At 39.2% G+C, this 25,286-nt stretch carries 23 protein-coding genes; 11 read left to right on the top strand and 12 right to left on the bottom strand.

Features of this window, described 5'->3' with window-relative positions:
• Nucleotides 1-21 precede the first annotated feature (21 nt).
• From ACSLUH_RS10190 to ACSLUH_RS10215, 6 genes are all read left to right on the top strand, one after another.
• Nucleotides 22-2,373 carry a DNA internalization-related competence protein ComEC/Rec2 gene (locus ACSLUH_RS10190; RefSeq protein ID WP_448566593.1) on the top strand — a complete coding sequence of 784 codons (2,352 nt, stop codon included), beginning with the start codon at nucleotides 22-24 and terminating at the stop codon, nucleotides 2,371-2,373.
• 76 nt (nucleotides 2,374-2,449) lie between these two features.
• Nucleotides 2,450-4,228 (top strand): lipid A export permease/ATP-binding protein MsbA, encoded by a 1,779-nt coding sequence (gene msbA / locus ACSLUH_RS10195; RefSeq protein WP_448566595.1) that lies wholly within the window; start codon nucleotides 2,450-2,452, stop codon nucleotides 4,226-4,228.
• Between the two features lie 13 nt (nucleotides 4,229-4,241).
• A complete protein-coding gene (lpxK, locus tag ACSLUH_RS10200) occupies nucleotides 4,242-5,294 on the top strand; it encodes a tetraacyldisaccharide 4'-kinase (RefSeq protein WP_448566597.1) in 1,053 nt (350 codons plus the stop codon).
• A gap of 3 nt (nucleotides 5,295-5,297) precedes the next feature.
• Nucleotides 5,298-5,483, top strand: coding sequence for a Trm112 family protein (locus tag ACSLUH_RS10205; protein WP_448566599.1), 186 nt, complete (start codon nucleotides 5,298-5,300; stop codon nucleotides 5,481-5,483).
• A gap of 8 nt (nucleotides 5,484-5,491) precedes the next feature.
• On the top strand, nucleotides 5,492-6,256 hold the full coding sequence (kdsB, locus tag ACSLUH_RS10210; RefSeq protein ID WP_448566601.1) for a 3-deoxy-manno-octulosonate cytidylyltransferase: 765 nt from the start codon (nucleotides 5,492-5,494) through the stop codon (nucleotides 6,254-6,256).
• 254 nt (nucleotides 6,257-6,510) lie between these two features.
• Nucleotides 6,511-7,623, top strand: coding sequence for a DUF3083 family protein (locus ACSLUH_RS10215; protein WP_448566603.1), 1,113 nt, complete (start codon nucleotides 6,511-6,513; stop codon nucleotides 7,621-7,623).
• Nucleotides 7,624-8,090: 467 nt separating this feature from the next.
• Here the strand turns inward: ACSLUH_RS10215 and olsF are convergent, their stop codons facing one another.
• The gene (gene olsF / locus ACSLUH_RS10220) at nucleotides 8,091-9,791 is read right to left on the bottom strand and encodes a bifunctional ornithine lipid synthase OlsF (protein ID WP_448566605.1); all 1,701 of its coding nucleotides are present in this window, start codon (nucleotides 9,789-9,791) and stop codon (nucleotides 8,091-8,093) included.
• Nucleotides 9,792-9,825: 34 nt separating this feature from the next.
• The gene (locus ACSLUH_RS10225) at nucleotides 9,826-10,626 is read right to left on the bottom strand and encodes a UDP-2,3-diacylglucosamine diphosphatase (protein ID WP_448566607.1); all 801 of its coding nucleotides are present in this window, start codon (nucleotides 10,624-10,626) and stop codon (nucleotides 9,826-9,828) included.
• Between the two features lie 198 nt (nucleotides 10,627-10,824).
• On the opposite strand from ACSLUH_RS10225, the gene ACSLUH_RS10230 reads away from it, so the two are divergent.
• A complete protein-coding gene (locus ACSLUH_RS10230) occupies nucleotides 10,825-11,241 on the top strand; it encodes a hypothetical protein (RefSeq protein ID WP_448566609.1) in 417 nt (138 codons plus the stop codon).
• A gap of 278 nt (nucleotides 11,242-11,519) precedes the next feature.
• Here ACSLUH_RS10230 and ACSLUH_RS10235 read toward each other — a convergent pair whose 3' ends face one another.
• The 8 genes from ACSLUH_RS10235 to ACSLUH_RS10270 all read right to left on the bottom strand — a co-directional run bounded on the left by ACSLUH_RS10235 (nucleotide 11,520) and on the right by ACSLUH_RS10270 (nucleotide 18,593).
• Nucleotides 11,520-12,053: a GNAT family N-acetyltransferase gene (locus ACSLUH_RS10235; RefSeq protein WP_448566611.1), complete on the bottom strand. Its 534-nt coding sequence runs from the start codon at nucleotides 12,051-12,053 to the stop codon at nucleotides 11,520-11,522.
• Between the two features lie 388 nt (nucleotides 12,054-12,441).
• Nucleotides 12,442-12,657 (bottom strand): dodecin, encoded by a 216-nt coding sequence (locus ACSLUH_RS10240; RefSeq protein WP_448566613.1) that lies wholly within the window; start codon nucleotides 12,655-12,657, stop codon nucleotides 12,442-12,444.
• Nucleotides 12,658-12,774: 117 nt separating this feature from the next.
• The gene (locus ACSLUH_RS10245; protein WP_448566615.1) at nucleotides 12,775-13,236 is read right to left on the bottom strand and encodes a VF530 family protein; all 462 of its coding nucleotides are present in this window, start codon (nucleotides 13,234-13,236) and stop codon (nucleotides 12,775-12,777) included.
• Nucleotides 13,237-13,292: 56 nt separating this feature from the next.
• Nucleotides 13,293-15,494: a S9 family peptidase gene (locus tag ACSLUH_RS10250; RefSeq protein WP_448566616.1), complete on the bottom strand. Its 2,202-nt coding sequence runs from the start codon at nucleotides 15,492-15,494 to the stop codon at nucleotides 13,293-13,295.
• 117 nt (nucleotides 15,495-15,611) lie between these two features.
• Nucleotides 15,612-16,307, bottom strand: a complete 696-nt coding sequence (locus ACSLUH_RS10255; RefSeq protein ID WP_448566618.1) for a substrate-binding periplasmic protein — start codon at nucleotides 16,305-16,307, stop codon at nucleotides 15,612-15,614.
• A gap of 138 nt (nucleotides 16,308-16,445) precedes the next feature.
• Nucleotides 16,446-16,709: a hypothetical protein gene (locus ACSLUH_RS10260; protein ID WP_448566620.1), complete on the bottom strand. Its 264-nt coding sequence runs from the start codon at nucleotides 16,707-16,709 to the stop codon at nucleotides 16,446-16,448.
• Between the two features lie 110 nt (nucleotides 16,710-16,819).
• Nucleotides 16,820-17,722 carry a LysR substrate-binding domain-containing protein gene (locus ACSLUH_RS10265; RefSeq protein WP_448566622.1) on the bottom strand — a complete coding sequence of 301 codons (903 nt, stop codon included), beginning with the start codon at nucleotides 17,720-17,722 and terminating at the stop codon, nucleotides 16,820-16,822.
• Between the two features lie 106 nt (nucleotides 17,723-17,828).
• The gene (locus tag ACSLUH_RS10270; protein ID WP_448566624.1) at nucleotides 17,829-18,593 is read right to left on the bottom strand and encodes a substrate-binding periplasmic protein; all 765 of its coding nucleotides are present in this window, start codon (nucleotides 18,591-18,593) and stop codon (nucleotides 17,829-17,831) included.
• Nucleotides 18,594-18,817: 224 nt separating this feature from the next.
• Between ACSLUH_RS10270 and ACSLUH_RS10275 the strand changes: the two genes are divergently transcribed.
• From ACSLUH_RS10275 to ACSLUH_RS10290, 4 genes are all read left to right on the top strand, one after another.
• Nucleotides 18,818-19,744 carry a M14 family metallopeptidase gene (locus ACSLUH_RS10275; protein WP_448566626.1) on the top strand — a complete coding sequence of 309 codons (927 nt, stop codon included), beginning with the start codon at nucleotides 18,818-18,820 and terminating at the stop codon, nucleotides 19,742-19,744.
• A 92-nt stretch (nucleotides 19,745-19,836) separates the two neighbouring features.
• Nucleotides 19,837-20,409: an elongation factor P-like protein EfpL gene (gene efpL, locus ACSLUH_RS10280; RefSeq protein ID WP_448566628.1), complete on the top strand. Its 573-nt coding sequence runs from the start codon at nucleotides 19,837-19,839 to the stop codon at nucleotides 20,407-20,409.
• 152 nt (nucleotides 20,410-20,561) lie between these two features.
• A complete protein-coding gene (locus tag ACSLUH_RS10285; RefSeq protein WP_448566630.1) occupies nucleotides 20,562-21,524 on the top strand; it encodes a DUF808 domain-containing protein in 963 nt (320 codons plus the stop codon).
• Between the two features lie 44 nt (nucleotides 21,525-21,568).
• Nucleotides 21,569-22,414, top strand: a complete 846-nt coding sequence (locus tag ACSLUH_RS10290) for an HDOD domain-containing protein (RefSeq protein ID WP_448566632.1) — start codon at nucleotides 21,569-21,571, stop codon at nucleotides 22,412-22,414.
• A gap of 54 nt (nucleotides 22,415-22,468) precedes the next feature.
• On the opposite strand, the gene ACSLUH_RS10295 is transcribed toward ACSLUH_RS10290, so the two are convergent.
• The gene (locus tag ACSLUH_RS10295; protein WP_448566634.1) at nucleotides 22,469-23,389 is read right to left on the bottom strand and encodes a histone deacetylase family protein; all 921 of its coding nucleotides are present in this window, start codon (nucleotides 23,387-23,389) and stop codon (nucleotides 22,469-22,471) included.
• A gap of 38 nt (nucleotides 23,390-23,427) precedes the next feature.
• Entirely contained in the window at nucleotides 23,428-25,260 is a 1,833-nt protein-coding gene (locus tag ACSLUH_RS10300) for a GNAT family N-acetyltransferase (RefSeq protein ID WP_448566636.1), read from the bottom strand.
• Nucleotides 25,261-25,286 lie beyond the last annotated feature (26 nt).

Here is a 25,286-nt window from a genome sequence, read left to right on the forward strand (position 1 = left end):
AATATATGGAAAGCAATCACTATGGAAAGGTGGCTACTTACATTTTTCGTTGGGTCTATATTGTCGCTATTTATACCGATAGTGCCAACCTTTTTTTATGTCATTTTGTTTACATTTTGTTTCTGCATTACCTTTTGTTTTAAAAAGCTAAGGAACTTATCTGGATTCTTTTTTGGTGCAGCACTGATAATTAATGCTGGCTATGATTATCTACTGGTATGGGAGGCTAATCACTTACGTCCTGCAGCTGTAGCATATCAGACCGTAGAGGCGGTCGGTCGTATCGCCACAATTCCTCAATGTCAGTTACAGAAATGTCGATTTGAGTTTGAGATCACTCAGTTAAACGCAAAAGCGTTATCGCCAAACCTCACTGCTCGGTTATATTGGCACGATAGTCAAGCAATATTAATGCAAGGACAGCATTGGTCTTTAAGGATAACAATTAAGCCAGCCCATGGGTTAGCCAATCCTAAAGGCTTTAGCTATCAAAGCTTTCTAAGGCATCAAAATATTCACGCAACTGGATATGTTAAGCAGCCCCAATTAGCGGTATTACGAGTGGATAATTCAACGATACGGCATCGGTGGTTTAGTGGCTTTCAACGGGTGCTTGCTACGCATCCGTTATCGCCAATCATCGAAGCGTTAACCTTTGGAGAGCGCGGCAATATTGAACAAGCGCAATGGCAGATATTAAACACTACCCAGATTCAACATTTGATATCGATTTCAGGTTTGCACATTGGGCTAGTTGCAGCTTTTACTTACTTTATCTTGCAAGTACTGAGCAAGGTACTACCTTTTGCGAGCAAAAGCTCATTTGTCAACAGGGTGATAATTACTGGAAATTTTCACATTTACTCGTTGCTCATCAGCCTATCTGTAGCAACGTTTTATGCCTACTTAGCTGGTTTTTCTATTCCAACGTTGCGCGCAATTATTGCCATTGTGTTGATAGTTACCTTGCGGTTACTGCGCATTGAACTCAATCGAGTGAGCATCTTGTTAATTGGTATCTTCTTGATACTGGTAAATGCGCCACTTAGCATTATATCGATAAGTTTTTGGCTATCGTTTTATGCCGTTGCTAGCATATTCTTTTTGTTATGGCGTTACCCTAAATGGTTTCAAGGACAGGATAAAAAAGAAGGTCGTTGGAACCAATACGTTTGGGTAAAGTGTAAGCAGCTACTCATTTTGCAAACAGCACTAACTTTACTAATGATGCCAATTGTCGCGATTATTTCAGCGCAAATCTCACTTGTGGCGATAGTGGCTAACTTGGTAGCGGTTCCTATTATCAGCTTTTTAGTCTTGCCGTTGTCCTTATTGATGCTTGTCGCCTCCTTTATCTCTGATGTTTTAGTTGAGTGCATTGCTATAGTAAACTTTGCTATTTTGGAGCAGTTATGGCGATTACTTGCTTATTTGAGTGGCTTATCTTGGGCGACAATTGCCTTGTCTACACTCAATGTGGTTGCTTTGTTCTCGATATTTTTAGTGCTTTTTATAACGGTCATCAATAGGCGCTTATTTTTGCCAACTTTACTTTCGATGTCTATGGTCTGGACTTTACTATACAAAGTTAACCTATCTGAGCAACCCGACTGGCGAGTGAGGGTATTTGACGTTGGACAAGGATTGGCGGTGCTCATTGAACAAGGAAAACACGTAGCGCTCTATGATACTGGTGCGGCTTATCGAAGTGGATTTTCATCAGCGCAAGCGGCAATTATTCCTTATTTAAAAGGAGCAGCTATCGAACAAATTGATTGGTTATTTATTAGCCATAATGACAATGATCATGCTGGCGGCTATCAAGTAATTAACCACCATTTCATTGTTAATAGGGAGCTTCATAATATTAATCAAAGTCAACGTAGCCTGAGGTGTATCGCCGGAGATCGCTATCAGTGGTTTGCGCTTACATTTGAAGTATTGTCCCCAGAGGACGCCAAAGGGGATGATAATAGTGACTCTTGTGTTATCAGGATAAATGATGGAACCCACCAAGTATTGTTAACCGGCGATATAGATCGTTTTACTGAGCAACAATTAATAAACCGTGCGCGAAGTGATAAAGAGATTTCATTGCACGCGGACGTCTTAATCGCCCCTCATCATGGTTCTAAGACCTCGAGCTCAATCGACTTTATTGATAAGGTTTCTCCACGTCATGTTATTTTTAGTGCTGGCTACCTTCATCATTGGAAAATGCCTAACAAAGCGGTCGTTGAACGTTATAAACAACGTCAAATACTTACCTATAATACCGCTAGTGATGGCATGATCATTATCAGTAGTCGCGAAAATATCCTTAAGGTCGATCGTTTTCGACAAGATATTAATTGGTTTTGGTTTGTAAATTAATCAGGTAAGCACTTGGTTCATTTAGGGATTAACGCTAGAATAAACGGGTATTGAATTTATTGTGAAAAGAGACGAAATGTCAAACCCCCAAAACGTTAGCGCCAATCAAACAGCTAATGTACCAGACGTAAAAACATGGCAAACATTTAAAAGATTGCTCGGTTACACTAAACACTTTCGTATGGGATTATTCGTTGCCGTGTTTGGTATGCTTGGTTATGCCGGTGTCGATACCTTGTTTTTTTCTAAGTTACAGCCATTGATCGATAAAGGTCTTAATGGCGCAGATCCCGATTTTATGAAATGGGCGCCAGCTTTTGTGATTGCTTGTTTTTTTGTTCGAGGGATTTGTCATTTCCTTGGTAATTATTGCTTGGCTTGGGTTGGGAATAATGTTGTCACGCAAATTCGTCAGCAATTATTTGAGCATATTATGCAAATGCCGGTCGCATTTCATGATAAGCAGTCTACTGGCACATTAATATCTAAAATCACTTTTGATACTGAACAAGTACTCGAAGCAACTAGCCGAGCGATGTTAACCCTAGTTCAACAGGGGGCGTTTGTTTGTGGACTCCTCGGGGTCATGTTTTATAACAGCTGGCGACTATCATTGATTTTTTTAGTTATCGTGCCCGTCATAGCAGTTATTGTAACTTATGTTTCTAAACGATTTAGAAAGGTCAGTAAAAGTATTCAAAATGCCATGGGGGAAGTCACTTCCGCGGCAGAGCAAACATTTAATGGTCATAAAGTAGTGCTTACTTTTGATGGCCAGCAACGCGAATTTGAACGCTTTGAAAAGATAAACCAACACAATCGTCACCAACGAATGAAATTGATGGCAACACGCGCTGGTAGTGTGCCTATTATTCAAATTATTGCCTCATTCGCTTTAGCTTTCGTCCTATATACCGCCAATTTGGAAGAGATGAAGGCGACAATAACGCCGGGAAGTTTTATCACAGTCATAACTTGTATGGCAATGTTGCTAAGACCATTAAAATTATTAACAACGGTCAACAGTGATTTTCAACGAGGAATGGCGGCTTGTACAACAATTTTTGCATTACTTGATCAGCAAACTGAGACTGATAAAGGGCAAGTTCCATTGCAAAGAGCAAGTGGTTCGCTTCGTTTTGAACACGTTAACTTTTCTTATCAAGGGGATGAAAACTTAGCACTACGGGATATATGCTTTGAAGCAAAACCAGGTGAAACGATTGCCTTGGTAGGACGTTCAGGCAGTGGTAAAACGACGGCTAGCGCACTCTTATTGAGGTTTTATGATGCAACATCGGGACAGGTGTTGATCGACGGGCGAGACATTACCGAATATAAACTTAAAGACTTACGTAAACAATTTGCTTATGTCTCACAAAATGTTGTGCTTTTTAACGATACACTGGCCAATAATATTGCCTACGGTAAGCCCAATGCCAGTCGAGAAGAAATTATCGACGCTGCTACTAAGGCGCATGTTCTTGAATTTTCGCAAAGTTTAGAACATGGGTTGGACACCAACATTGGTGATAATGGGGCATTACTATCGGGTGGCCAACGTCAACGGGTAGCAATAGCTCGAGCACTATTATGTGATGCACCCTATTTAATCCTTGATGAGGCAACGAGTGCCTTGGATACCGAATCTGAACGACACATTCAAGATGCGTTAAGTGTCTTGCAAGAGAATAGAACCTCTATCGTAATAGCTCATCGTCTCTCAACGATTGAAAGTGCCGACAAGATTATTGTGATGGAACAAGGTGAAATTGTCGAACAGGGTAATCATCAGTTGCTATTAAATAACGATGGTGCATATGCGCAATTACACCGTTTTCAATTTGGTCAGTAGCGAATAATATCGAATGCGCTTAATAGAAAAAGTTTGGTTTCAGAGGCATCCAGCTCAGTGGTTACTTATCCCTTTGTTGCTGCCGTTAACAGCGCTTTTTTATTTATTAACGCTTGCGCGCCGCTGGCTCTATAACAATAAATTCAAACGAGTTATAAAGTGTGAAGTGCCAGTGGTTGTTATTGGTAATATTGGGGTAGGTGGAAATGGTAAAACACCATTAACGATTTATTTAATTGAAAAATTATCAGCGCTTGGTATCAAGGTTGGGGTTATTAGTCGAGGGTATGGCGGCAGTGCTCCGCATTATCCTTATTTAGTTAATGAACAATCGACTGCATTAGAAGCAGGGGATGAGCCCATTTTGATTTATAAACGCACTGGTGCTTGTGTTGCCGTTGGTGCAGATAGAATAGCAAGTGTTAAGTTACTAACTGAGCAAGGTTGTCAATTGGTGCTCGCTGATGATGGCTTACAACATTACCGTTTACATCGAGATTTGGAAGTGGTGGTTGTCGATGCAAAGCGCAAGTTTGGTAATGGGTTATTATTGCCAGCCGGGCCGTTAAGAGAGGGGCAGTGGCGTCTAGCAACGGCAAACTATGTCGTGTTAAATGGTCAGGGGGAGTTATCCACGACTCATCAGCCGAAAATTAAACGGCCACTATTAAAGATGTCATTAAATGGCTACAGTGTCACTAATCTTGTTTCTGGTGAGACGTTACCTATAGCGGCTTTCATTAAACAACATAGCAAAGTCAATGCTATTGCGGGTATTGGTGATCCTCAACGATTTTTTGATACCTTAAGTAAACTTGGCTTTATTATTGAGCAGAAAAAAGGTTTCACCGACCATCAAGCGTTCACCTTGGCACAATTATCCGATTTTTCTGAACAAACTCCGTTGTTGATGACAGAGAAAGACGCGGTAAAATGTCAACGTTTTGCGTTAGAAAATTGGTGGTACATCCCAGTAGATGCTAGTTTTGAGCATAATGGCGGTGCAGATTTGGTTGACGACATCGCGTTGTTGGTAGATCAAGATACATTACAAAGAGAAAAATGAATCATGGCGTTTGATATAAAATTATTAGAGATACTGGCGTGTCCGGTTTGTAAAGGCAAGCTTGACTATCGCAAAGAAAAAAAACAATTAGTCTGTAAGTTTGATCGACTAATTTATGACATTGTTGATGATATTCCTGTGTTGTTGGAAAGTGAAGCTCGTCGCTACAACGAATCTGATGATATATAGAGTCTTTTATGTCTTTTATCGTAATTATTCCAGCGAGATATGAATCGTCCAGGTTACCTGGAAAAGTTTTAGCGGACATTAATGGCAAGCCGATGATTCAATGGGTTGTCGAAAAAGCTGAGCAAAGTGGTGCCAGCCAAGTAATTGTTGCGACAGATAACGATCTGGTTGCTGATGCTGTGTCAGCGTTTGGTGGCGAAGTTTGTCGAACGAGAGCAGATCATCAATCAGGCACTGAGCGTTTAGCCGAAGTCGTAGAAAAGTATAACTTTTCGGCTGACCAAGTGATTGTTAATGTTCAAGGTGATGAGCCCTTTATCCCGCCTGAAAATATTCATCAGGTCGCCTCAAACTTAGCTAATCAAACTAAAGCTCGTATGGCAACCTTAGCAATGACCATTTCTGAGCCAGAAGAGGCGTTGAATCCTAATGCGGTAAAAGTTGTTTGTGATCAACAAGGCTATGCGCTGTATTTTAGTCGCGCTACGATCCCCTATGATAGGGAGCGATTTTTGAATAAAGACGTCATAAGCGATATTGGTGACTTTTATTATCGCCATATAGGCATATATGCCTATCGCGCTGGTTTTATTAGTGACTATGTTAATTGGCCAGCGAGTCAACTAGAGCAAGTAGAATCACTAGAGCAATTACGAGTGCTTTGGTATGGTGAAAAAATTCATGTTGCTGTTGCTAACGAGCGATTACCCGTTGAGGGAGTTGATACGCCTGAAGACTTAGAAAAAGCGCGTCGTTACGCAAGCCAACACTAATAGCTCAGCGTTTGAACGCTTATCTAACTCTTATTTTAATTACTCATAGGTAAAGCAAAGTGTCGCTTGAAAATCAAGGCGGCACTTTTCTTCATTAGAGTTATTTTTAAGCTATTTTGTCGCTGTAGAACCGCTATTTTGTCTATTTTACTCCTGAAAAATCACAATCGTGCGATTAGTTGATTTATGTCATAAATCCTTCATTAAACTATGTTTACAATGCCGCAAATTTTTAGCAGTAGGTAAATTAACTCATGCCAATTTCTCGATCTCGCAACACTCAACATAAAGTGTACTTGCCAACTTCGGCACGCAGTAATCAATATATTATGGTTAAATTTCCAGTGACGGAAAGCCTGATAGCAAAGTATCAACATGAAATAGATAAAGCGTCAAACAAACCTTACGAAGGCTTTTATCAAGTGCTTTCAGAGGCTTTTTTTGACATTAATCATCAGTATGATATTGAAAGCGGACAATTCATCGCTAGCGATAAGTACTCTCGTGTACGTTATAGCCCTGAGCGTTTGACGGTAGAAACTGAACAACAAATCTTGTTTTTATATAACCCAAGAAATCATTATGGCCATAATAGCTATGTTGATAACAGTATCTTGGCTAAAAACATTACCCTCTTGTTTTTAGCCAATGGTGATGATGTGCGTAAAGAGTCGGCAAAATTCCATTCTCGCGTAACGAAAGCGGTAAAAGCTTATAGTGACTTTTTAGGTGAAGAAGTCATCGATGCTCGAATTCGCGACCATCAGCATTTAACTTATGATCTTTTTGCTAAAGACAAAGGGGTAAGTGGTACATTGCCGCATAAATTTAGAACCATTAAAAACCGTTATGCTGCTGATGATATTGTATTGCCTGAACAACGTGACGTATTAACTTATGTCGTTGCTGATATTCCGGTCAATCGTCGGATTAAACAGTTAGCGAGCGCTGATAAAACCAGCAGTGAACCGTTTATGCCGCTATATCGTTTAGTTGAAGACGCTATAGTGAATGCTGCTAAACAATATAAATTAACTGATGGGGCTGTGTTAGCTAACGGGCTATTTCCATTTGTAAGACGCACAGCGCAACAAAGCGTTAAGATAGATGGTGACGTGATCAAATTAGGATTCAATCCATTTGAACCCGAGAATACAATTCAGTTTATCTATGATGGTACTAAGTTGGTGGATTCAATTCGTGTCATTTTTGTTGCCACGAAAGCAGACAAGACTAGCCATGGCTATGGAAAATTCTTAAACCACGTCGAACTTGCGTTAAAAGCAGCGGCAAACAGACTTGATTATGTCACTGACAAAGAAGAGTTAGTTATTAGAGTGCATCAGCATCTTGGTTACAAGCTGTAAGCAATAAATTAAAAAACACATTTAAGAAGTAACCCCCAATAGTTGGACTCTCCGATTACTGGGGGATTATTTTGTCTAAATATCACAAAATAATCGTATTAAACCTCCCTCGAGTTGTATAAAAAAGTTTAGGGCGAACCTCTCTTTAGAGGCTATTTTTTGCAGCAATTGATAATGTTTTTAAATAACCTCAGCTTTGTATAAGAAATAGCACGAAAACAATAAAATCAAACGCTTAAGCTCACTGTGACTTTCTAGCAGGCTACTATTTACTTCACTCAAGGCGTATTGTGGTAGGAATAGCCAGCTATTTCAGGACAATATAACGCAGAAGTAAGTAAAAATAGGCGTTAGAAATGCATTCCTTAAGCAAAGCTGAGGTTAAATAAGGTAGAGTTGATGTCGAGTAGTTATTGCCCATTAGTTTATCGGCTCAATAGCGCTGATAGTTTCACTGTATTGAACCATTACATGCCAATATACCGTTGACGTTTTTTATCCTTTAATTGAGTGATATCCGTTAATACCAGGCCATCGATACAGTCACTAAAATCAGGATCAATATTGAAGCTTAAAAATTGAACACCTCCTGGTTCGCAAAGCTCAGAATATTGCTTAAACAACGTTGGCACACTAACACCCATATTTGCCAGTAAGTTCTTTAATTGCGTAAATTCACTTTGGTAGTCTTCACCAGTAAATGCATTAGCCATTTGCTGTGGTAATTGACATGGATATTTTGCAGTGGCACAGCATTCATGTTGACCAAAGTAGGCTTGATAGAAACTAACAATAAGATTTTTAGCTGCCAGAGGGTAGCTATTGCTTAAGCTAACAGGACCAAATAAATAACGATACTGAGGATTTTTCTTTAAAAAAGCGCCAATGCCATACCATAGGTAGTCTAGGCTACGTTTACCCCAGTATTGAGGTTGAACAAAACTTCGTCCAAGCTCAAGGCCCTGAGCCATATAAGGGGCCATTCTCTCATTGTAGTCAAACAATGTTGCCGAATATAATCCCGTCTCGTGCTCGGCTGCGGATAAACGTTGAGCGTCGCCGAGTCGATAGGCACCAACAATTTCAAGGTCTTGTTCATCCCATAAAATTAAATGCCAATAATGGTTATCATACTTATCAATATCGCGGCGTTTGTTTGTGCCTTCGCCAACCGCTCGAAAAGCGACTTCTCGTAATCGACCAATTTCTCTCATGATCACTGAGCTACCCTGGTGCTGATACAGGTAAATTGATTTACCATCGCTTGTCTGACCTAGTTGTTCACAGTCTTTTTTGATTGCTTTGCTTAAGGTGTGACGTTCTTCGGGAAGCGCAATTGCTTTTTGCGTATCAAATATTCCTTTTTTATTAAGACCCACTCGATAAAGATGTTTCTTAAATAACTTGATTTGCTGGGTGATGGCAATTTTATTCGCAGAGTAGGCATCAAATGGAATTATTTCACCAATACGCATCGGTAAATGTTTGCGGCGCTGCTTAAACATTTCTTTAACTAAAAACAGCGTAGATAATGGTTTGTAAATCATCGATACGCTGTAAAACAACGGCGAATTCTTAGCATCAATAAAAATCGGCAATATCGGTGCTTTTGCTTTTCTTGCCATTCGTAAAAAGCCACTTTGCCAGTGTTTATCACGAACACCTTCAGGTGTGAGTCGAGAGACTTCCCCAGCCGGAAATAATAATAATGCACCGTCTTGTTGCAAGTGAGCTTGAATGTTATTTAAGTCCTGTTTTGCGGTGCCACCTTGCATATTGTTTACTGGTAAGAGAATATCATGCAGTGGTTCAATAGCCATTAATAACTCATTCGCGACCACTTTGATGTCATCTCGTACTTCACTGATTAGTTTTATTAGTGCCAATCCATCGATAGAGCCAATCGGGTGATTGGCGATAATCACAACACGACCTCGGCTAGGAATACGTTCTTTTTCATTATCGCGGGTTGAATAACTGACGTTAAAGTATTCAAGTACTTGCTCAACAAAGTCTATACCTTGTAAATGTGGGTAATGTAGTCCAAATTCCGTTATTTCTTTTTCGTGAAGTAAATGCCTAAGAACAAAAGTGAGAGATTTAGATAGCCAAGGCTTTTTGGCAACGTTTGGGTAATGTTTGGTAACGACATCATTAACTTTAAACATAGTTGACTCTTAGATGATTGATCCTGCTTGTGGGCTAAGCAATTTTTTGTTTGTCTGATTCATGGCTATCGATCGGTTTATTGATTGGATGTGTGGCACTAATCTGTCGCCAAAACAGCAGTGATAGTTCACCTTGGTGGTCTTCTGTCAACGCGGAGCAGTTCTCAATCCAATCACCATCATTTAAATACAGTACATTGTCTTGTTTGATGATTTCTGGGTGATGAATATGGCCACAGACAATACCGTCAACATCTCGTGCTTTAGCGTAATCACAGCAAGCCTCTCGATAGCGTGCAATGGCAAGATTAGCGCCTTTGACTCTAGATTTAATGTAACTGGAAAGCGACCAATAGGAGCGTCCTCGTTTGCTTTGCAGCCAGTTATACCAACGGTTGATAAATAACAGTAAATCGTAGAGCGTGTCGCCTAGCCATGCATGAAATTTGCCTAAACATACTTCTTGATCAAACTGATCGCCGTGTAAGACGATCAGTTTTTTGTTGTTGGCTGTGGTATGCACATACTGTTGGTGGATCTCAATATCTGCAAAATTCATATCAGCATATTTTTTTAAAGGCTCATCGTGATTACCTGGCAGGTAAATCACACGAGTACCTTTTTGTGGAAGCGAGAGTAGTAAGTGAAATAAATCGTTGTGCAGTGCTGGCCAACGAAACTGCTTGCTCATTGCCCACATGTCGATAATATCACCCACTAAAAACAAGGTATCAATTTTAGTGTGCTTTAAAAAATCGATGAGAAAAGCTGCTTTGCAATCTTTGCAACCTAAATGAATATCAGATAACCAGACTGTCCTATAATGAGCTGCCATGACAAATTCCAATATTAAGGTAATGAAATGTTTCGTTGCTTAAGTTAAGTGGCAAGCATGACACTTAGGTGACAATTTGTTGAAGTTAAGATGACACGGTGAAATGAGTGATATCGTTGCAAGATGATTCTTTGTTAGGCTTGATAAAAACTGTGCTAAGATCGCACCATTGATACAAACACTGTTTAAAGGTTATCCATGAAGGCACCACTATTTGACGACATTATTACGATTTGCCAAGCAATTGCCGAAGCATCTTCTCAAGAAGATGAGCAAGCACGTGAGCAGCACTATCAGGCACTTATTCGTTTGTGCTCTACTCATGATAATTCGCCAAGAAATCACCCATTACAATGGCAAGCGTTGGCTGATTTCACCCTCGATGGTGATCAAGCCATTGATATATATAAAAATGCTTTAGCCTATGCTGAGAAAATGAATCTGGTAAATTCACAAGCTTCTATTTATTTGTCTATGGCAATGCGTTTTCAAGAAATGGACAATCTATCTGAAGCGAAACAACATGCCACGTTGGCTTTTGAACTTAGCGATCAGATTGACAATGAAGAGCTGATCGCTGACATAAAAGCGTTTTATCAACAGTTTGAAGTCTAAGGACATTGTTCATTGTCGTTTCAAAGAAAACTGAAACGAATGTAAAGTGTACTGCCAAGATCAATAGTATTAAATAACCTCAGCTCTGCATAAGGAATGCATTTCTAACGCCTATTTTTACTTACTTCTGCGTTATATTGTGGTGAAATAGCTGGCTATTCCTACAACAATACGCCTTGAATTAAGTAAAAAGTAGCCTGTTAGAAAATGACAGTGAGCTTAAGCGTTTGATTTTATTGTTTTCGTGCTATTTCTTATACAAACCTGAGGTTAAATAGTTAAGACTTTAACTTTGCAAAAATCACGTTGTCGTAAAATTTATTATTTTTAAAAATGGCTTTTCGTAAAATAGCTTCTCGCTCGAATCCTGCTTTAAGCAGCAAGCGCTGAGAAGCTATATTTTCGTTAAAAACACAGGCAAATACTCGTTCAATATCGGTTGTTGAAAATAGTTCGTGGCACAGTCTTTCAATTGCCACTTTAGTAATTCCTTGACGCCAATATTGAGGAGCTAGCCAGTAACCGAGTTCTCCACTGCGCTGATATTCAAATTCTCCACGGCTAACACCGATGCATCCGATTAACTCATTCTTAATCGTTATCGCTTTTATTAATCCTGTTTGGCTGCCATCCTTTATCCACCACTGGGCATCTTCTTGGGTGTATGGATAGGGAATCTTGGTCGATAAAAATTTTACGACCTGCTCATCATTGAGTATTTTAACGAGTGCTTGGCTGTCCGCCATTTCAAAATTGCGTAAGCTAAAAACCGGTACTTCTATTTGTGGCAGTGGTTGAACATCTGATGGCATGAATTTACTCTAGAATGCGTCATGGAAAGTTTTGCTGCTCAATATTACCGTGCTAAAAAAATTTTAGCTAGTAAGCTGTTGCACAAGAAATAAAGTCATCATTATCTTGTTGTAGTCATGCATATCAGGCAAATATTCATTTTCAGTGGCGGGATGCATCACCAACATGTCAATGTTCATATAACAACAAGCCAAGCATAGGTTAGCGACATGCCGTATGAATTAGCTAACCTATGCTTTGCATAAGGAATGCATTTCTAACGCGCTAGAAAGTCACAATGAGCTTAAGCGTTTTACTTTATTGTTTTCGTGTTATTTCTTATTTAAACCTGAGGTTAAATCGTTATCTCTGAAGCGGGAGTTAAACTCAGCACCCCCTAAAGTGGTATTAACTATTCTCTATCCTAAAACCGACTTTTAGGGTTACTTGAAAATGGCCAACTTTACCGTCTACGATATGGCCGCGGGTTTCTGTGACTTCAAACCAGTCCATATTTTTAACAGACCGACTGCACTCAGTTAATGCATTTTGAATTGCTTCTTCAATACTACTTTTAGATGAGCCAACTAATTCAATTTTCTTGTAAGTATGATGATTAGACATAGTTATTCCTTAATATTGCCACTTTAATAACTATAGCTGTGATCATTATTAATGCTTAATTCATTGAATTATTATCAACCTATTTTTGGGAGAGAGGACAATTAATCTAAACAATAATTACCTCGGTGCATTGGCATATGGATCCAGAGATTGCTTGTCGCTTGAGTCATTTTGTTGAGTTTTTCGAGGACCTTTATCTGAACGGGGCGTCTTACTAAAACTTTTCGCTGTTCTAGGTTTTGGTGCTGGTGCTTGACCAAGTACTAATTTTTGCGGTGCTTTAGGTTTGTGATGCAGAGGAATGAGACGCTTTCGCGGTGGAATATCAAATTCACTTTCATCGGCTTTAGGTAAATTTTTATAAGTGTACAAATAAAAACGTTCTATTTTTTCTCTCGCCCACTCGGTTTTCTTTAAAAACTTTAAACTTGAAGCAATGCTCGGACGATTTTTGAAGCAATTAATACGGGTATATTCAGCTAAAATTTCGAAACCATAAAAAGAGACGATTTCAGCTAATAGTTGATCTAGGCTAACACCATGCAGGGGATTATTTTTTTGTTCGTCTATTGATGTCATGTCATACCTTCACTACCTAAAACGGCAATTATACACAATTTCCGCCTAGTACAGTATTAATGCTGTTTACTTAACGATAATAAAAATGCGTATTCCTTAGCGATCTCTTCATATTGTTTGAACCTTCCTGAACTACCACCATGACCAGAATTCATATCCATATCAAGCAATAACAGGTTATCATTTGTTTTATTAGCTCTAAGCTTAGCAACCCATTTACTTGGCTCAAAATATTGTACTTGCTCATCGTAGAGACCACTCGCCACATAAAGGTGTGGATAGGCTTGTTGTTTAATTTGATCGTAGGGTGAGTAGGACAACATGTAATGGTAATCCTCAGCAATGTTAGGGTTACCCCACTCATCATATTCTTCAGTCGTTAATGGAATTGAGTCATCGAGCATGGTGGTGACGACATCAACAAAAGGAACATTGGCAATGGCACCATGATATAACTCCGGTGCTTCGTTGATTACGGCACCAATTAATAGGCCGCCAGCACTCCCACCTTGAGCGTAGATGTGTTTTGGATCAGCATACCCTAACGCGGGTAATGCTTTGGTGACATCAATAAAGTCGTTAAAGGTATTGCGTTTGTTTTTTAATCGACCGTCATCGTACCACTGCTTCCCTAACATACCGCCCCCTCTTATATGGGCGATAGCAAAGACAAAACCGCGATCTAATAAGGTTAAACGAGCACTGGAAAACTTAGGATTTACGGTAATACCATAGGCTCCATATCCATATAGTAGTAGTGGATTTTTCGTATTTTCGTGAAAGCGATCTTTACGATAAACAAGTGAAACAGGAACCTGCTTTCCATCCCTTACCGATATTGTTATCCGCTCACTTTGATAGTTACTACTGTCAAAAGGGCCTAACACTTTATCTTGCTGTAGCAGTGTTTTTTGTTTTCGGGTGAAATCATATTCATAAACAGATTCTGGTTGAGTAAAACTTGAATAATGAAAACGAAGTTTTGTTGTATTCGCCGTTAAATGCTTGCCAATGTTAACTTGATAAGCGGGGTCGGGAAACGATACCTCATCAAGCAAAGAGCCATCATGAGAGCGGATATTGAGCTTTTCAACACCATTGATGCGCTCTTTGGTTGCCAAAAAGCCATTAAATAATTTCATGTCTAAGACAATGGTGCCATCAGTTTTATTTACAATTGTTTGCCATTTTCGCTTATCGCCGATATCCAAGTGATGCACCCGCACTATTTGATTATCTGGCGCTTGATCATTAGAAATGATGTAAAAAAACTCACCAATATGGTCGACAAAATAACGATGCTCCTTTTCACGAGGTAGAACGGTTTTTAACGCCGGAGCTTCTTGCGATAAATCTAATACGCGGACTTCGCTAGCGTTAGTGGCTGAAAGCGTTATGATTAGATATTTTGTTGATGCACTTTCAGATATTGATGTGTAAAAGGTATTGTCGCTTTCTTGATAGATTAATTTATCGTTTTGTGACGGTGTCCCCAGCCTATGTTGATAAACTTGGTAAGGAAGTAGCGTCTCAGGGTGCTTTTTAACATAAAAAAATGACTGGTTATCTTTTGCCCAAACCACATCTCTAGCGCTGTATTCAATTACCTCAGGGTAAAAATTATTCGTTGTTAAGTTCTTTATTGATAATTGAAAAATGTAACTTCCTTGCATGTCTTCAGCTATCACAGCAATATCATGGCTGTTATTAACCGCAAAATTACCTAGGTTATAATAGGATGAACCTTTTGCTCGTTGATTTTCATCTAAAAGTAATTCTTTTGGAGATTCTAGAGCCCCTTGTTGTCGAACATGGACAGCATATTCTTTGCCTTCCTCAAAAGTACTACTATACCAATAGCCATCTTTAAAATTTGGAACGTTTTCTTTTGTTTTACTCAAGCGTTGAATAATTTCTTGATAGAGATCCTGATGCAATGGGGCGATTGAAGCAAAGTAGCTTTGAGTATGTTGATTTTCACGAGCTAAGTGCCCGAGTACGGCTTCATCACTTAGGCTGTCATCCCTTAACCAATAATAGGGGTCATTTCGCTGGTGCTGATGAATTCCCATAGTAACAGGTCGTTTTTGAGCAATTGGAGGAGGAGAAGCAATCTGCATTTTCAGAGTTTGATTCCTTTCAAGTTCCAAAGTCAGCGGAGGCTGATTTGGGTAATAAAAAAACGCCAAGATAATACCAACCATTGAAAATAGAGACAATAACGCAAAGCGATATCGAAAAAAGTATCGATAGGTCATTGAATAAACCTCCTTGTTTTAAATCCTTTACCATTGCTGGTGCTTCTAATAAGGATAGCAGCAAAATCAAGAAGGGGTTAAAAGAGAGCTTTATATTTTAGTGGAAACTGCAGCACTTCAGTCCGAGCTTAAATAGCATTTTCGATTTATGCTATCTTTCATTTGTGAAATGGCACTTTGTATTGATTCAGCGACCTTAGGAGCTAAAGCTTTATTGCTCGCTAAATACAACGTATTATTTAACTCTTGAACACGAAATTGTCGTTTAAACGTTCCTGCAGGAAGTTCTTTCATCGCCACTAAATGAGCAAGGTGGTCATCAGATGTCATAATTAAATCAACGCGATCAAACTCCATCATTTTTCTTAGTTGTTCATTGTTATTGACCTCAACTAGGTTATTTTCAAAACCTTTTCTGATTAAATACTCCTTTTTAGCTTGTTCACGCGTTATGCCTATTTTTAGCTGTTTAATACCATCAAAGTTTTTAATATCAATATCGGTTCGCTTGCTTAAAGAGTAGAAACTCATTTGTAAGGTACATAATGGTACTAACCATTCAAATAAAGGCTCCCGCTCATTAGTGCGCATAATAGAATATATCAAACTATTGCTATTGTTAAGGGCACTTTTATAGGCTCTAGCCCAAGGATAAACATGGAGTTTATAAGAGAGGCCTGCTTTGGTTAGCAAGGGTATGACAATTTGATGAGCCCAGCCAGATAGTTCGCCTTGATCATCAATAACTTGATAAGGAGGAAATACTTCAGTGTATACGTCGATTGCATCCGTTGCGTTTGCAAATTGCCACACCAGTAGCAACCCGAAAAAACAGTATGCTTTAATCACAGTGAACTTCGGTTGGTAAATATACCTTAAGCTTATGGTACTAAATGATGTTAAGCAACTTTAGTTGTTATATTTTCGCTGATTATTACTACCTTGATTATTTTACCGTAACGACGTTTGAGTTGATTTACAAAATCGACACGCTTTACTTTTATTGGGTAACAGCAGTAATTTCCTGAAATTTTTAATTAAAATACGATCAAGCCAAACAAGCACAGCACTTAAGGTTAGCATTATCACGGGTAAATATAATAGTGAATAGATTAGGCTTCCTTGATTGATAAGGTTAATTGTTACAGGGAGTATTACCAGAGTAATTGCGGCTAAGCGATAAAGCGTTAACCCCGTTTTTATCAAAAAAGACATCGTGGCTTTCCATTGTGGCCTCAAAATATAGAAGGCATTTTAATGGGAAGCGTTTTGGGCAACAAAAGGAAAATATTCACTAAATAAGTGAATACAATTCATCTTTTAAGTCAGGCGATGTTATTGAGTTTCATGTTTGGGGATTGTACCAACCAATTAATAAAACATTGAATATCATGACGGTCTTTATCTTCTTCACGATATACCGCATAAAGTGATTGTGGAAACGGTACTTGAATGGCAAAGGGATCAATTAAAATTTCGCGTTCAATGAGAGAGTTTTCGATAGGAAGCAATGCTAACGCTAAGCCTAGACCTTGCTCTGCGGCTTGCAAGGTTGACTCGTAACTACCCAAGGTTAATTTATGTGAAAAATTACTCGCTTGAATATTCGCTGCTGTCGACCATTGTTGCCACATATCTTCCATGTATGAAAGGTTAATCAAAGGGACTTCATTAATCTGCTTAACATTGGTTAGCTTATGCTTTACGGCAAATGATTTTGAGCATACAGCAGCAACGTTAATATCGACCAGTTTTTTGGCGATGCTATGGTTAACTTTATCGCCACCAACTCGAATCGCTAAATCAAAATCTTCATCATGAATATCAATTAAGTTCATGCCGGTTGATAATCTTATATCAATATCTGGGTGAGAATTTTGAAATAAACTTAACTGCGGAATAATAACATTACTGGCCATGGTCGGAAATGTGGTGATGCGTAGGGTTGGTGAAGCAAATTTTTGTTTTACTTTACGCGTACCTTTTTCAATTAGTGCTAACGATTGTTGAACATAATCTAAATAGAGCTTGCCGGCGTCATTGAGCTTTACTCGACGAGATTTACGAAGAAATAATGGAAAACCAATGAACTCTTCCAGCGCTTTTATTTGATGACTTACTGCTGATGGGGTGATAAACAGTTCTTCGCTGGCTAGCTTGAAACTCTCATGGCGTGCAGAGGCTTCAAAAATCGTTAATAAATGCAGTGCAGGTGTTTTCTTGCTCATAAATTAAGTTAAAATTGTAGCTTGTTGTTAGCATACAATAAATATCGAGATAGTTGAACAACAGTCATCAATGTTAGTTTGGTTTTGGAAGTTAAATCAGAAAAGGTTAGTACGTATTAGTGTGGTATCGGGTAATAATTTCTTGATATTTTCTATTCTTTTTTACGTTGTCTAAGCCATTATTAATTTGATCAAGAACGGTCTGTTTGACGTCTTTACTGCACATGATATAGCGATTATTTGCCTTTAAAGACTTTTCAAGTGTTATTACTTCAATACTTTTAGCGAGGTTTGGGTGCTCAGAAATAAACCAGCTTAACTCTAGAGGGTTCATTAAGTAGTAGTCTATTCTTTTATGTTTAATTAGCTCAAATATATTGCGGTAGCTACCTTTTTGATCGTTTTTAGTCAAATAAGACAGTTTTGCTTTAGGGGTGTTTAACACCTTTATTTTATTATCGACAATACTTCCATACGAAAAACCATCGATATGCCCCATGGTATATTTCGATGCTAGCAAAGTATCAATAGCAATCGTATTTCCTAACTGCTTTTTGATATTTTTGTGGGTAATAACCACATAGGGCGGCTCGGTATATATTGGATTGGAATATTGATAAATTTTAGCGCGTTTTTCAGTGAAGTAACTTCCAGCATAACAAGCATTTACCGGTTTCTTGAGCAGTTGAAGAACAGATTTCCAACTGTTAATTTTACTATAATCCAAAGTGATGTTGCTTGATTTGCCTATTGCGTCAACAATCTCTGCTATCAAACCTGAAAGCTGATCCTTGTTTGTTGTGAAAAAAGGCGGTCGTTCTATATATAAGATGGTGAGTTTTTCTGCTGCTAACGCATTTGTTGATATCATCAGCCACAACATTAAAAAATATACATTAAATCTTACATTCAACAAACTAACCTCGAAAGCAGCTTATACCTCTATCCTACTATAGTGTAGCAGGTGTTCAAGCTTTTAACTTATTGTGCTTAACTTGATCAATAGCGATCAACATCAACTGCTATTTAACCTTGAATATTCAACGTTAAGCAGTGAGAATAACGTCAACACTTAGCAATTAGAGAAGATTGGAAATGGCAGAAGAGTATTATCATATTGGAACTAAAGGAATTAAATGGGGAAAAGCTGAAAAAGAGGCTTGGTATCAAGAGCAAACCATAAAACGAAGTTATCAAGAACTTGTTGTCGATGAAATTAAAAACTTGGCCGGCGATTTTAACGTTGTTCAATATGGAGCGTTAAGCTATGACGTAGAAAAATACCCGCTATTTGTGATTCAAAGTAAGGATTTTAGTGCTGAAAAGATTAATGTTCTTGTTACTGGAGGCGTGCATGGCTACGAAACCAGCGGAGTTCATGGTGCAATCCGTTTTGTGCAGAGTCAAGCTAAGTATTTTTTAGATAAGGTAAACTTAGTCGTGGCTCCATGTATTAGTCCATGGGGATATGAAACGATAAACCGTTGGAATCCTTTAGCAATTGATCCAAACCGCTCTTTTTACGCTGATAGTCCATCAGAAGAAGCTGCTGCCATCATCAACTACTTAAACAAACTCGATATAGCTTTTGATGTCCATATTGATTTGCATGAAACGACAGATACTGACAATAGTGAGTTTCGTCCAGCTTTAGCCGCTCGAGATGCCGTTGAACATAAAAACTGGAGTATTCCTGACGGATTTTATTTAGTGGCTGATTCTGTAAAACCAGAAGCTGAGTTTCAAACGGCGATCATTAAGTCGGTAGAAAAAGTAACTCATATCGCCCCCGCTGATGAGGAAAATCGATTAATTGGAGAGCCTATTGAACAAGTAGGGGTTATTAATTATGCGGCGAAATCGTTAGGACTTTGCATGGGAATGACAGAGGCAAAATACGTGACGACTACGGAAGTTTACCCAGACAGTCCTGTGGTTGATGATGAAAACTGCATTTTAGCGCAAGTTGCAGCGGTTACTGGCGCGATAGACTATGTGATTGCAAAAGAAAATAACGTCTAGGCCGTTAAGTACTTTATCAGAATACAATTTGGTATTTTTGGGATATTATGCTCAACAATATGATTAACGTTAGTTTTTGAGGAAGTTATTTCGTGCCTAAAGCAAGTGAAATTAAAAAAAATGCCGCCGTAGAACATAATGGCAGTGTATATATTGTCAGAGATATTGAGCGTTCAGTACCACAAGGAAGAGCAGGTGGCAGCTTATATCGTATGCGTATGTATGATGTTGTTACCGGTGGCAAGGTTGATGAAACCTTTAAAGCGGAAGACATGCTAAATTTAGCTGATCTTATTCGCAGAGCAAGTATGTTGTCTTATATTGACGGTGATGAGTATGTTTTTATGGATAATGAAGATTATACGCCTTATAACATTCACAAGGACAATATTAGCGACGAAGTGTTGTTTATCAATGAACAGACACAAGGTCTTCAGGTAATTTTAGTTGATGGTAATCCTGTTGGATTGGATCTACCATCGAGTGTTGAATTAGAGGTTACTGAAACAGATCCGTCGATTAAAGGGCAGTCAGCAAGTGCACGTACCAAGCCGGCTATTTTATCAACCGGCCTGACAGTGCAAGTACCTGAGCATATTTCTGTAGGCGACAAGATTAAAGTCAATACTGAAGAGAAAAAGTTTATGGGAAGGGCCGATAAGTAATTAGCTGCTTTCAATCAATGATAGGCTAAACGCTAATGTGTTTAGCCTTTTTTTTGCCGTTAGTTTATTCAATTGGTATAAGTTCTTGATGTTTTTTGATAAAACTGTCAGCTTATTAGTGTTACCTTTTTGAGGGTCGATGGAGAGATATTTTGGCAGGAACAAATTTACTTGCGTTATTAGATGATATTGCAACCATGCTAGATGATATCGCTATATTATCTAAAATGGCAGCCAAGAAAACGACAGGTGTTATTGGTGATGATTTAGCGCTCAACGCCGAACAGGTATCTGGTGTTAGGGCCGATAGAGAACTACCGGTTGTATGGGCGGTTGCTAAAGGCTCTTTTATCAATAAGCTGATATTGGTGCCATCTGCGCTATTGATCAGTGCGTTTTTTCCTCCTTTGATCACCGTATTGCTGGTAATTGGTGGGTTATATTTGTGTTTTGAAGGATTCGAAAAAATCGCGCATAAATATTTGCACTCTCAAGAAAAATTAGCACTTGCCCATCAACAAAAATTAGCCGCTCTGGTGGATGAGAGTGTTGATTTAGTCGAGTTAGAAAAAGACAAGATTAAAGGGGCGATTAGAACCGATTTTATTTTGTCTGCCGAAATCGTTGTGATTGTTTTAGGGTTGGTGCAGGACGCTGCTTTTATGACGCAAGTAGCGGTTTTATCAGGGCTTGCGATAGCCATAACGGCAGGTGTCTATGGCTTAGTGGCCGCAATCGTTAAGCTTGATGATATTGGCTTATACTTATTGCGAAAGTCTGTCTCAGGACAGTTTAACGGTATACAAAGGGCGTTAGGTCGCGGTTTACTAATATTTGCTCCTTTTTTAATGAAAATGTTGGCTATTGTCGGCACCATTGCTATGTTTTTGGTAGGCGGTGGTATTTTAACCCATAGTTTTTCATCGTTGCATCATCTGATTGAAGCGAGTGTTTCTTTGCTTGAAGGGGCTGGGCAGTTGGTAACATCATTTGTGCCAATCATGGCTGATGGTATTATCGGTATTATTGCAGGTGCAATGGTCTTAATAGTCGTTAAGTTGGCCTCAAGATTAGTATCACTATTCAAAAAAGAAGATGTTAATCAAAGACCATAAGTTTATAGTTACAATAAAAGTTTAGGTAAAAAAGGAAGCGATTTATGACAATGACAGCCTTAGATTTTGCTAGAGAAGCGGAGCAGTTATGTGCATTGCCTGATGTATATTTGCGCCTAAAGGAAATGATTGAAGATGAAAACGCAAGTCTAGAAGATATTGGTCAAATTATCACCTTAGATCCAGCGTTATCATCAACACTATTAAAACTGGCGAATAGTGCCTTTTTTAACTTTCCGCGAGAGGTAGATTCTATACCTCGCGCTTTGATGATTTTAGGATTAAAAGAAGTTTCGAGCTTGATAAATACCTATGGTGCGACTCAAGCGTTTTCTGAGACGGACAGAAACATTATTGATTTGGATCGTTTTTGGGAAATAAGCGTTGATTGTGCTTTGATGACGAAATTTCTCGCGCAGAAGAAAAAGCTTCCCAATAGTGAGGGCTTGTTCCTATCTGGCCTATTACATAACATCGGCGAACTTGCCGTTATGCCAACACAACAGAAAAAAGTTCAGTACTGTGAGCAGTACGATAGTGAGGAAACACCATGGCAGCGCCAGCAAGATGTATTTGGTTTTACGTTTTCTGAGGTCTCAGCCCACTTATTAAGACTGTGGCAGTTGCCAGAAAGTATTATTGAGCCGATAGAGCAATATCGCAATGCCTATACTGAAGATTTGGCGCCAACTAGCTCATTACTCTACATTACCACTCGTTTAGCACTCATCAATTCTCATCCTGGCATGTACTCGAAAAAGACGTTTTTAGGGCAGCACCTACTGGTTGAGCTTGGTATTACTATGGATGAAATTAACGAAGCAATAGACTTTTGTAATGCCGAAGGGTTAGCGATTATGTCTGCGTTAAAACTTAAAGGTACCAGTTAATTGGCAGAACATTGCGCTATATTCGTTGCAGTTGTAGCGCAATCAAAACACCCGTTATCCAATCAAGCCCTTGAGATGTTCAACCACGCTTCTGCCTAAGGCACTCGGTGCATATCCGCCTTCCAATACTGACACCATTCTGCCTTTGGCAAAGCTATCTGCGATTACTTTAATCTGGTCCGTTACCCAGCGATAGTCACTTTCAACTAAACTGACACTCGACATCTCATCTTCAAGATGAGCATCAAAGCCTGCGGAGATGAAAATAAATTCGGGTTGAAATTCAGCTAAAGCCGGTAACCAGTATTGAGACACGGCTTCGCGGAACTCCTCTCCTTTAGCTGTCGCATTGAGCGGGGTGTTAATAATAGGCGGAGTGAAATTGGCATTGACGTTAAAAGGGTAGAAAGGGTCCTGATAGCTTGAGCAGAAAAGATAACCACTTTTGTCTTTAATTATATTTTCAGTACCGTTTCCGTGATGAACATCAAAATCGATTATTGCCACTCGATCGAGTTGGTATTTTTGTTTAACGTAAGCTGCGGCGATGGCGACATTGTTAAAGATACAAAAGCCCATGCCCTTATCGTATTCTGCGTGATGACCTGGGGGGCGAGTGGCGCAAAAGGCACTGGTTAGCTCACCGAGCATCACTTTATCAACCGCGTTTATCGCAGCCCCAGCGCTGTATAGTGCTGCCGATAATGTTGCTGGCATCATGACGGTATCATCATCTATTTTATAAGTGCCTTCGTTGGGCGCATTTTTGATTATCGAATCAATATAGTTTGGGCAATGGGCAAGCGTTAGTAATGAGGGCTCTATAGGCGTTGCATCAAACTGCTGAACGACAAACTCTAAACCACTTCGAATTAACTGATCTTGAATAGCGGCTAATCGAATAGGGCTTTCGGGGTGATGATTTCCCATATCGTGAGCACTACATTTGGGGTGACTAAAAACACCGACCGTCATTTATCATTCCTTATTATGTTTCAATCAATAGTTAAAAACTAAAGGGGTAATGTAAGTTGAATTTCGTCGAATTCTTCACTGTAGCTACGATTAAATCCCGCCGCTTCAAAAACTTTAAGCATTGGCGCGTTATCGCGCCTTACACAGGCAATTAGTTTATCTAGCCCACGTTTACCGGCTATTTTGATCATTTCGTTTAGTAACGTCGTCGCCATTCCTTTACCACGCTTAGTTTCGCCAATAACAAAAGCAATTTCAGCACTATTATTTGACTCGATATAGTAATAGCGGCCAACGGCATGAATAACTTCGCCAAGTACATTCTGTTGCGTAAAACATAGTGCCAGATCTTTATGTTGATTAACACTAACTAACTTGCAGGCGTTTTCACGTGTCATTTGTCGGGCGTAATGGTTATATCGCATGATTAGCGTTTCTTTATTATGAGAATAAAAAAACTCTTGAAGCTTTCTTTCATCGGCGGGGCTTAGCGGGCGTAACAGATACTCGACATTGTTAAATTGGTATTTTTTTATTTCAACGGGCCCAAGTTCAGGGACAGAGGTTGGGCTTGATTCTTGATAAGGTGGCACCCAATAGTGCTTGCGAACATCTTCTAGTAATTGTTGCCTAAACTTAGGGTGCGCTATGCGAATTAATTCTAATGCTCGTTCTCGAATACTTTTACCGATAAGGGAAGCAATTCCATATTCTGTTACGACATATCCCACATGACCTCGCGATGTGACAACACCGCCACCTTCAGTAATATGACTGACAATACGCGAAATTTCTCCATCTTTAGTGGTTGATGGTAAGGCAATGATCGGCTTACCGCCTTTGCTTAACCAGGCGCCACGAATAAAGTCTACTTGACCACCAATACCAGAATAAAATTGATAGCCAATAGAGTCGGCAACAACTTGACCCGTTAAATCGACTTCAATGGCACTATTAATCGAGACCATATTATCATTTTTGGCAATATTCACTGGCGAGTTTATGTGTTCTGAGGGATAGAATTCAACGTGAGGGTTTTCATCAACAAAATCATACAAACGTTTCGTTCCTAAGCAAAACGTGACTACAGACTTTCCTTTGTGAAATGTTTTTCGGCGATTATTGATCACTCCCTTGAGCATTAAATCAATAATACCATCGGTGACCATTTCACTGTGAATGCCTAAGTCTTTATGGTTCGATAAGTAGTGCAATACTGCCGAAGGGATTTTACCTATGCCCAATTGAAGAGTAGCGCCATTATCAATTAATAATGACGTGTATTGACCAATTTGCTCAGATACTTTATCCATTTCCGGCTCAGCAAGTTCAGGCAAGGCTTGCTCATGTTCTATCCATGCGTGAATTTGATTAAGATGGACAAAACTATGTCCGTTGGTACGAGGCATTTGAGGGTTTATTTGGGCGATAACATATTTCGCCGCTTTTACCGCTGCAGAGACTACATCAATGCTGACCCCTAAAGAGCAATAGCCATATTCATCAGGTGGACTCACCATGATAAGGGCAGCATCTAGAGGTAAGATATTATTTTTAAATAATGTTGGAATCTCAGAAATAAAACACGGCGTGTAGTCCGCACGTCCAGAAGCGACGGCTTCTCTTACATTTTTTCCGCCGATAAATAACGAATTGACCTTAAATAAATGTTGGTGTTCTTCCTTGGCCCACTCGTTTTCGGACAGCGTTAAAATATGAACCGCTTCAATATCATTGAGTTGTTGGCTGTGTTTTATCAAATCATCTATCAAAGCGTTTGGCACAGCTGCATTTGATCCGATAAATATTCGATTGCCAGACTTAAGAAAATCTTGCCATTTTACGTCTTTTCCATGTCCATGCAGAGACATAATTTATAATCCTGAAGCGTTTAGTA

This window comes from Thalassotalea ganghwensis (genome assembly GCF_053485795.1).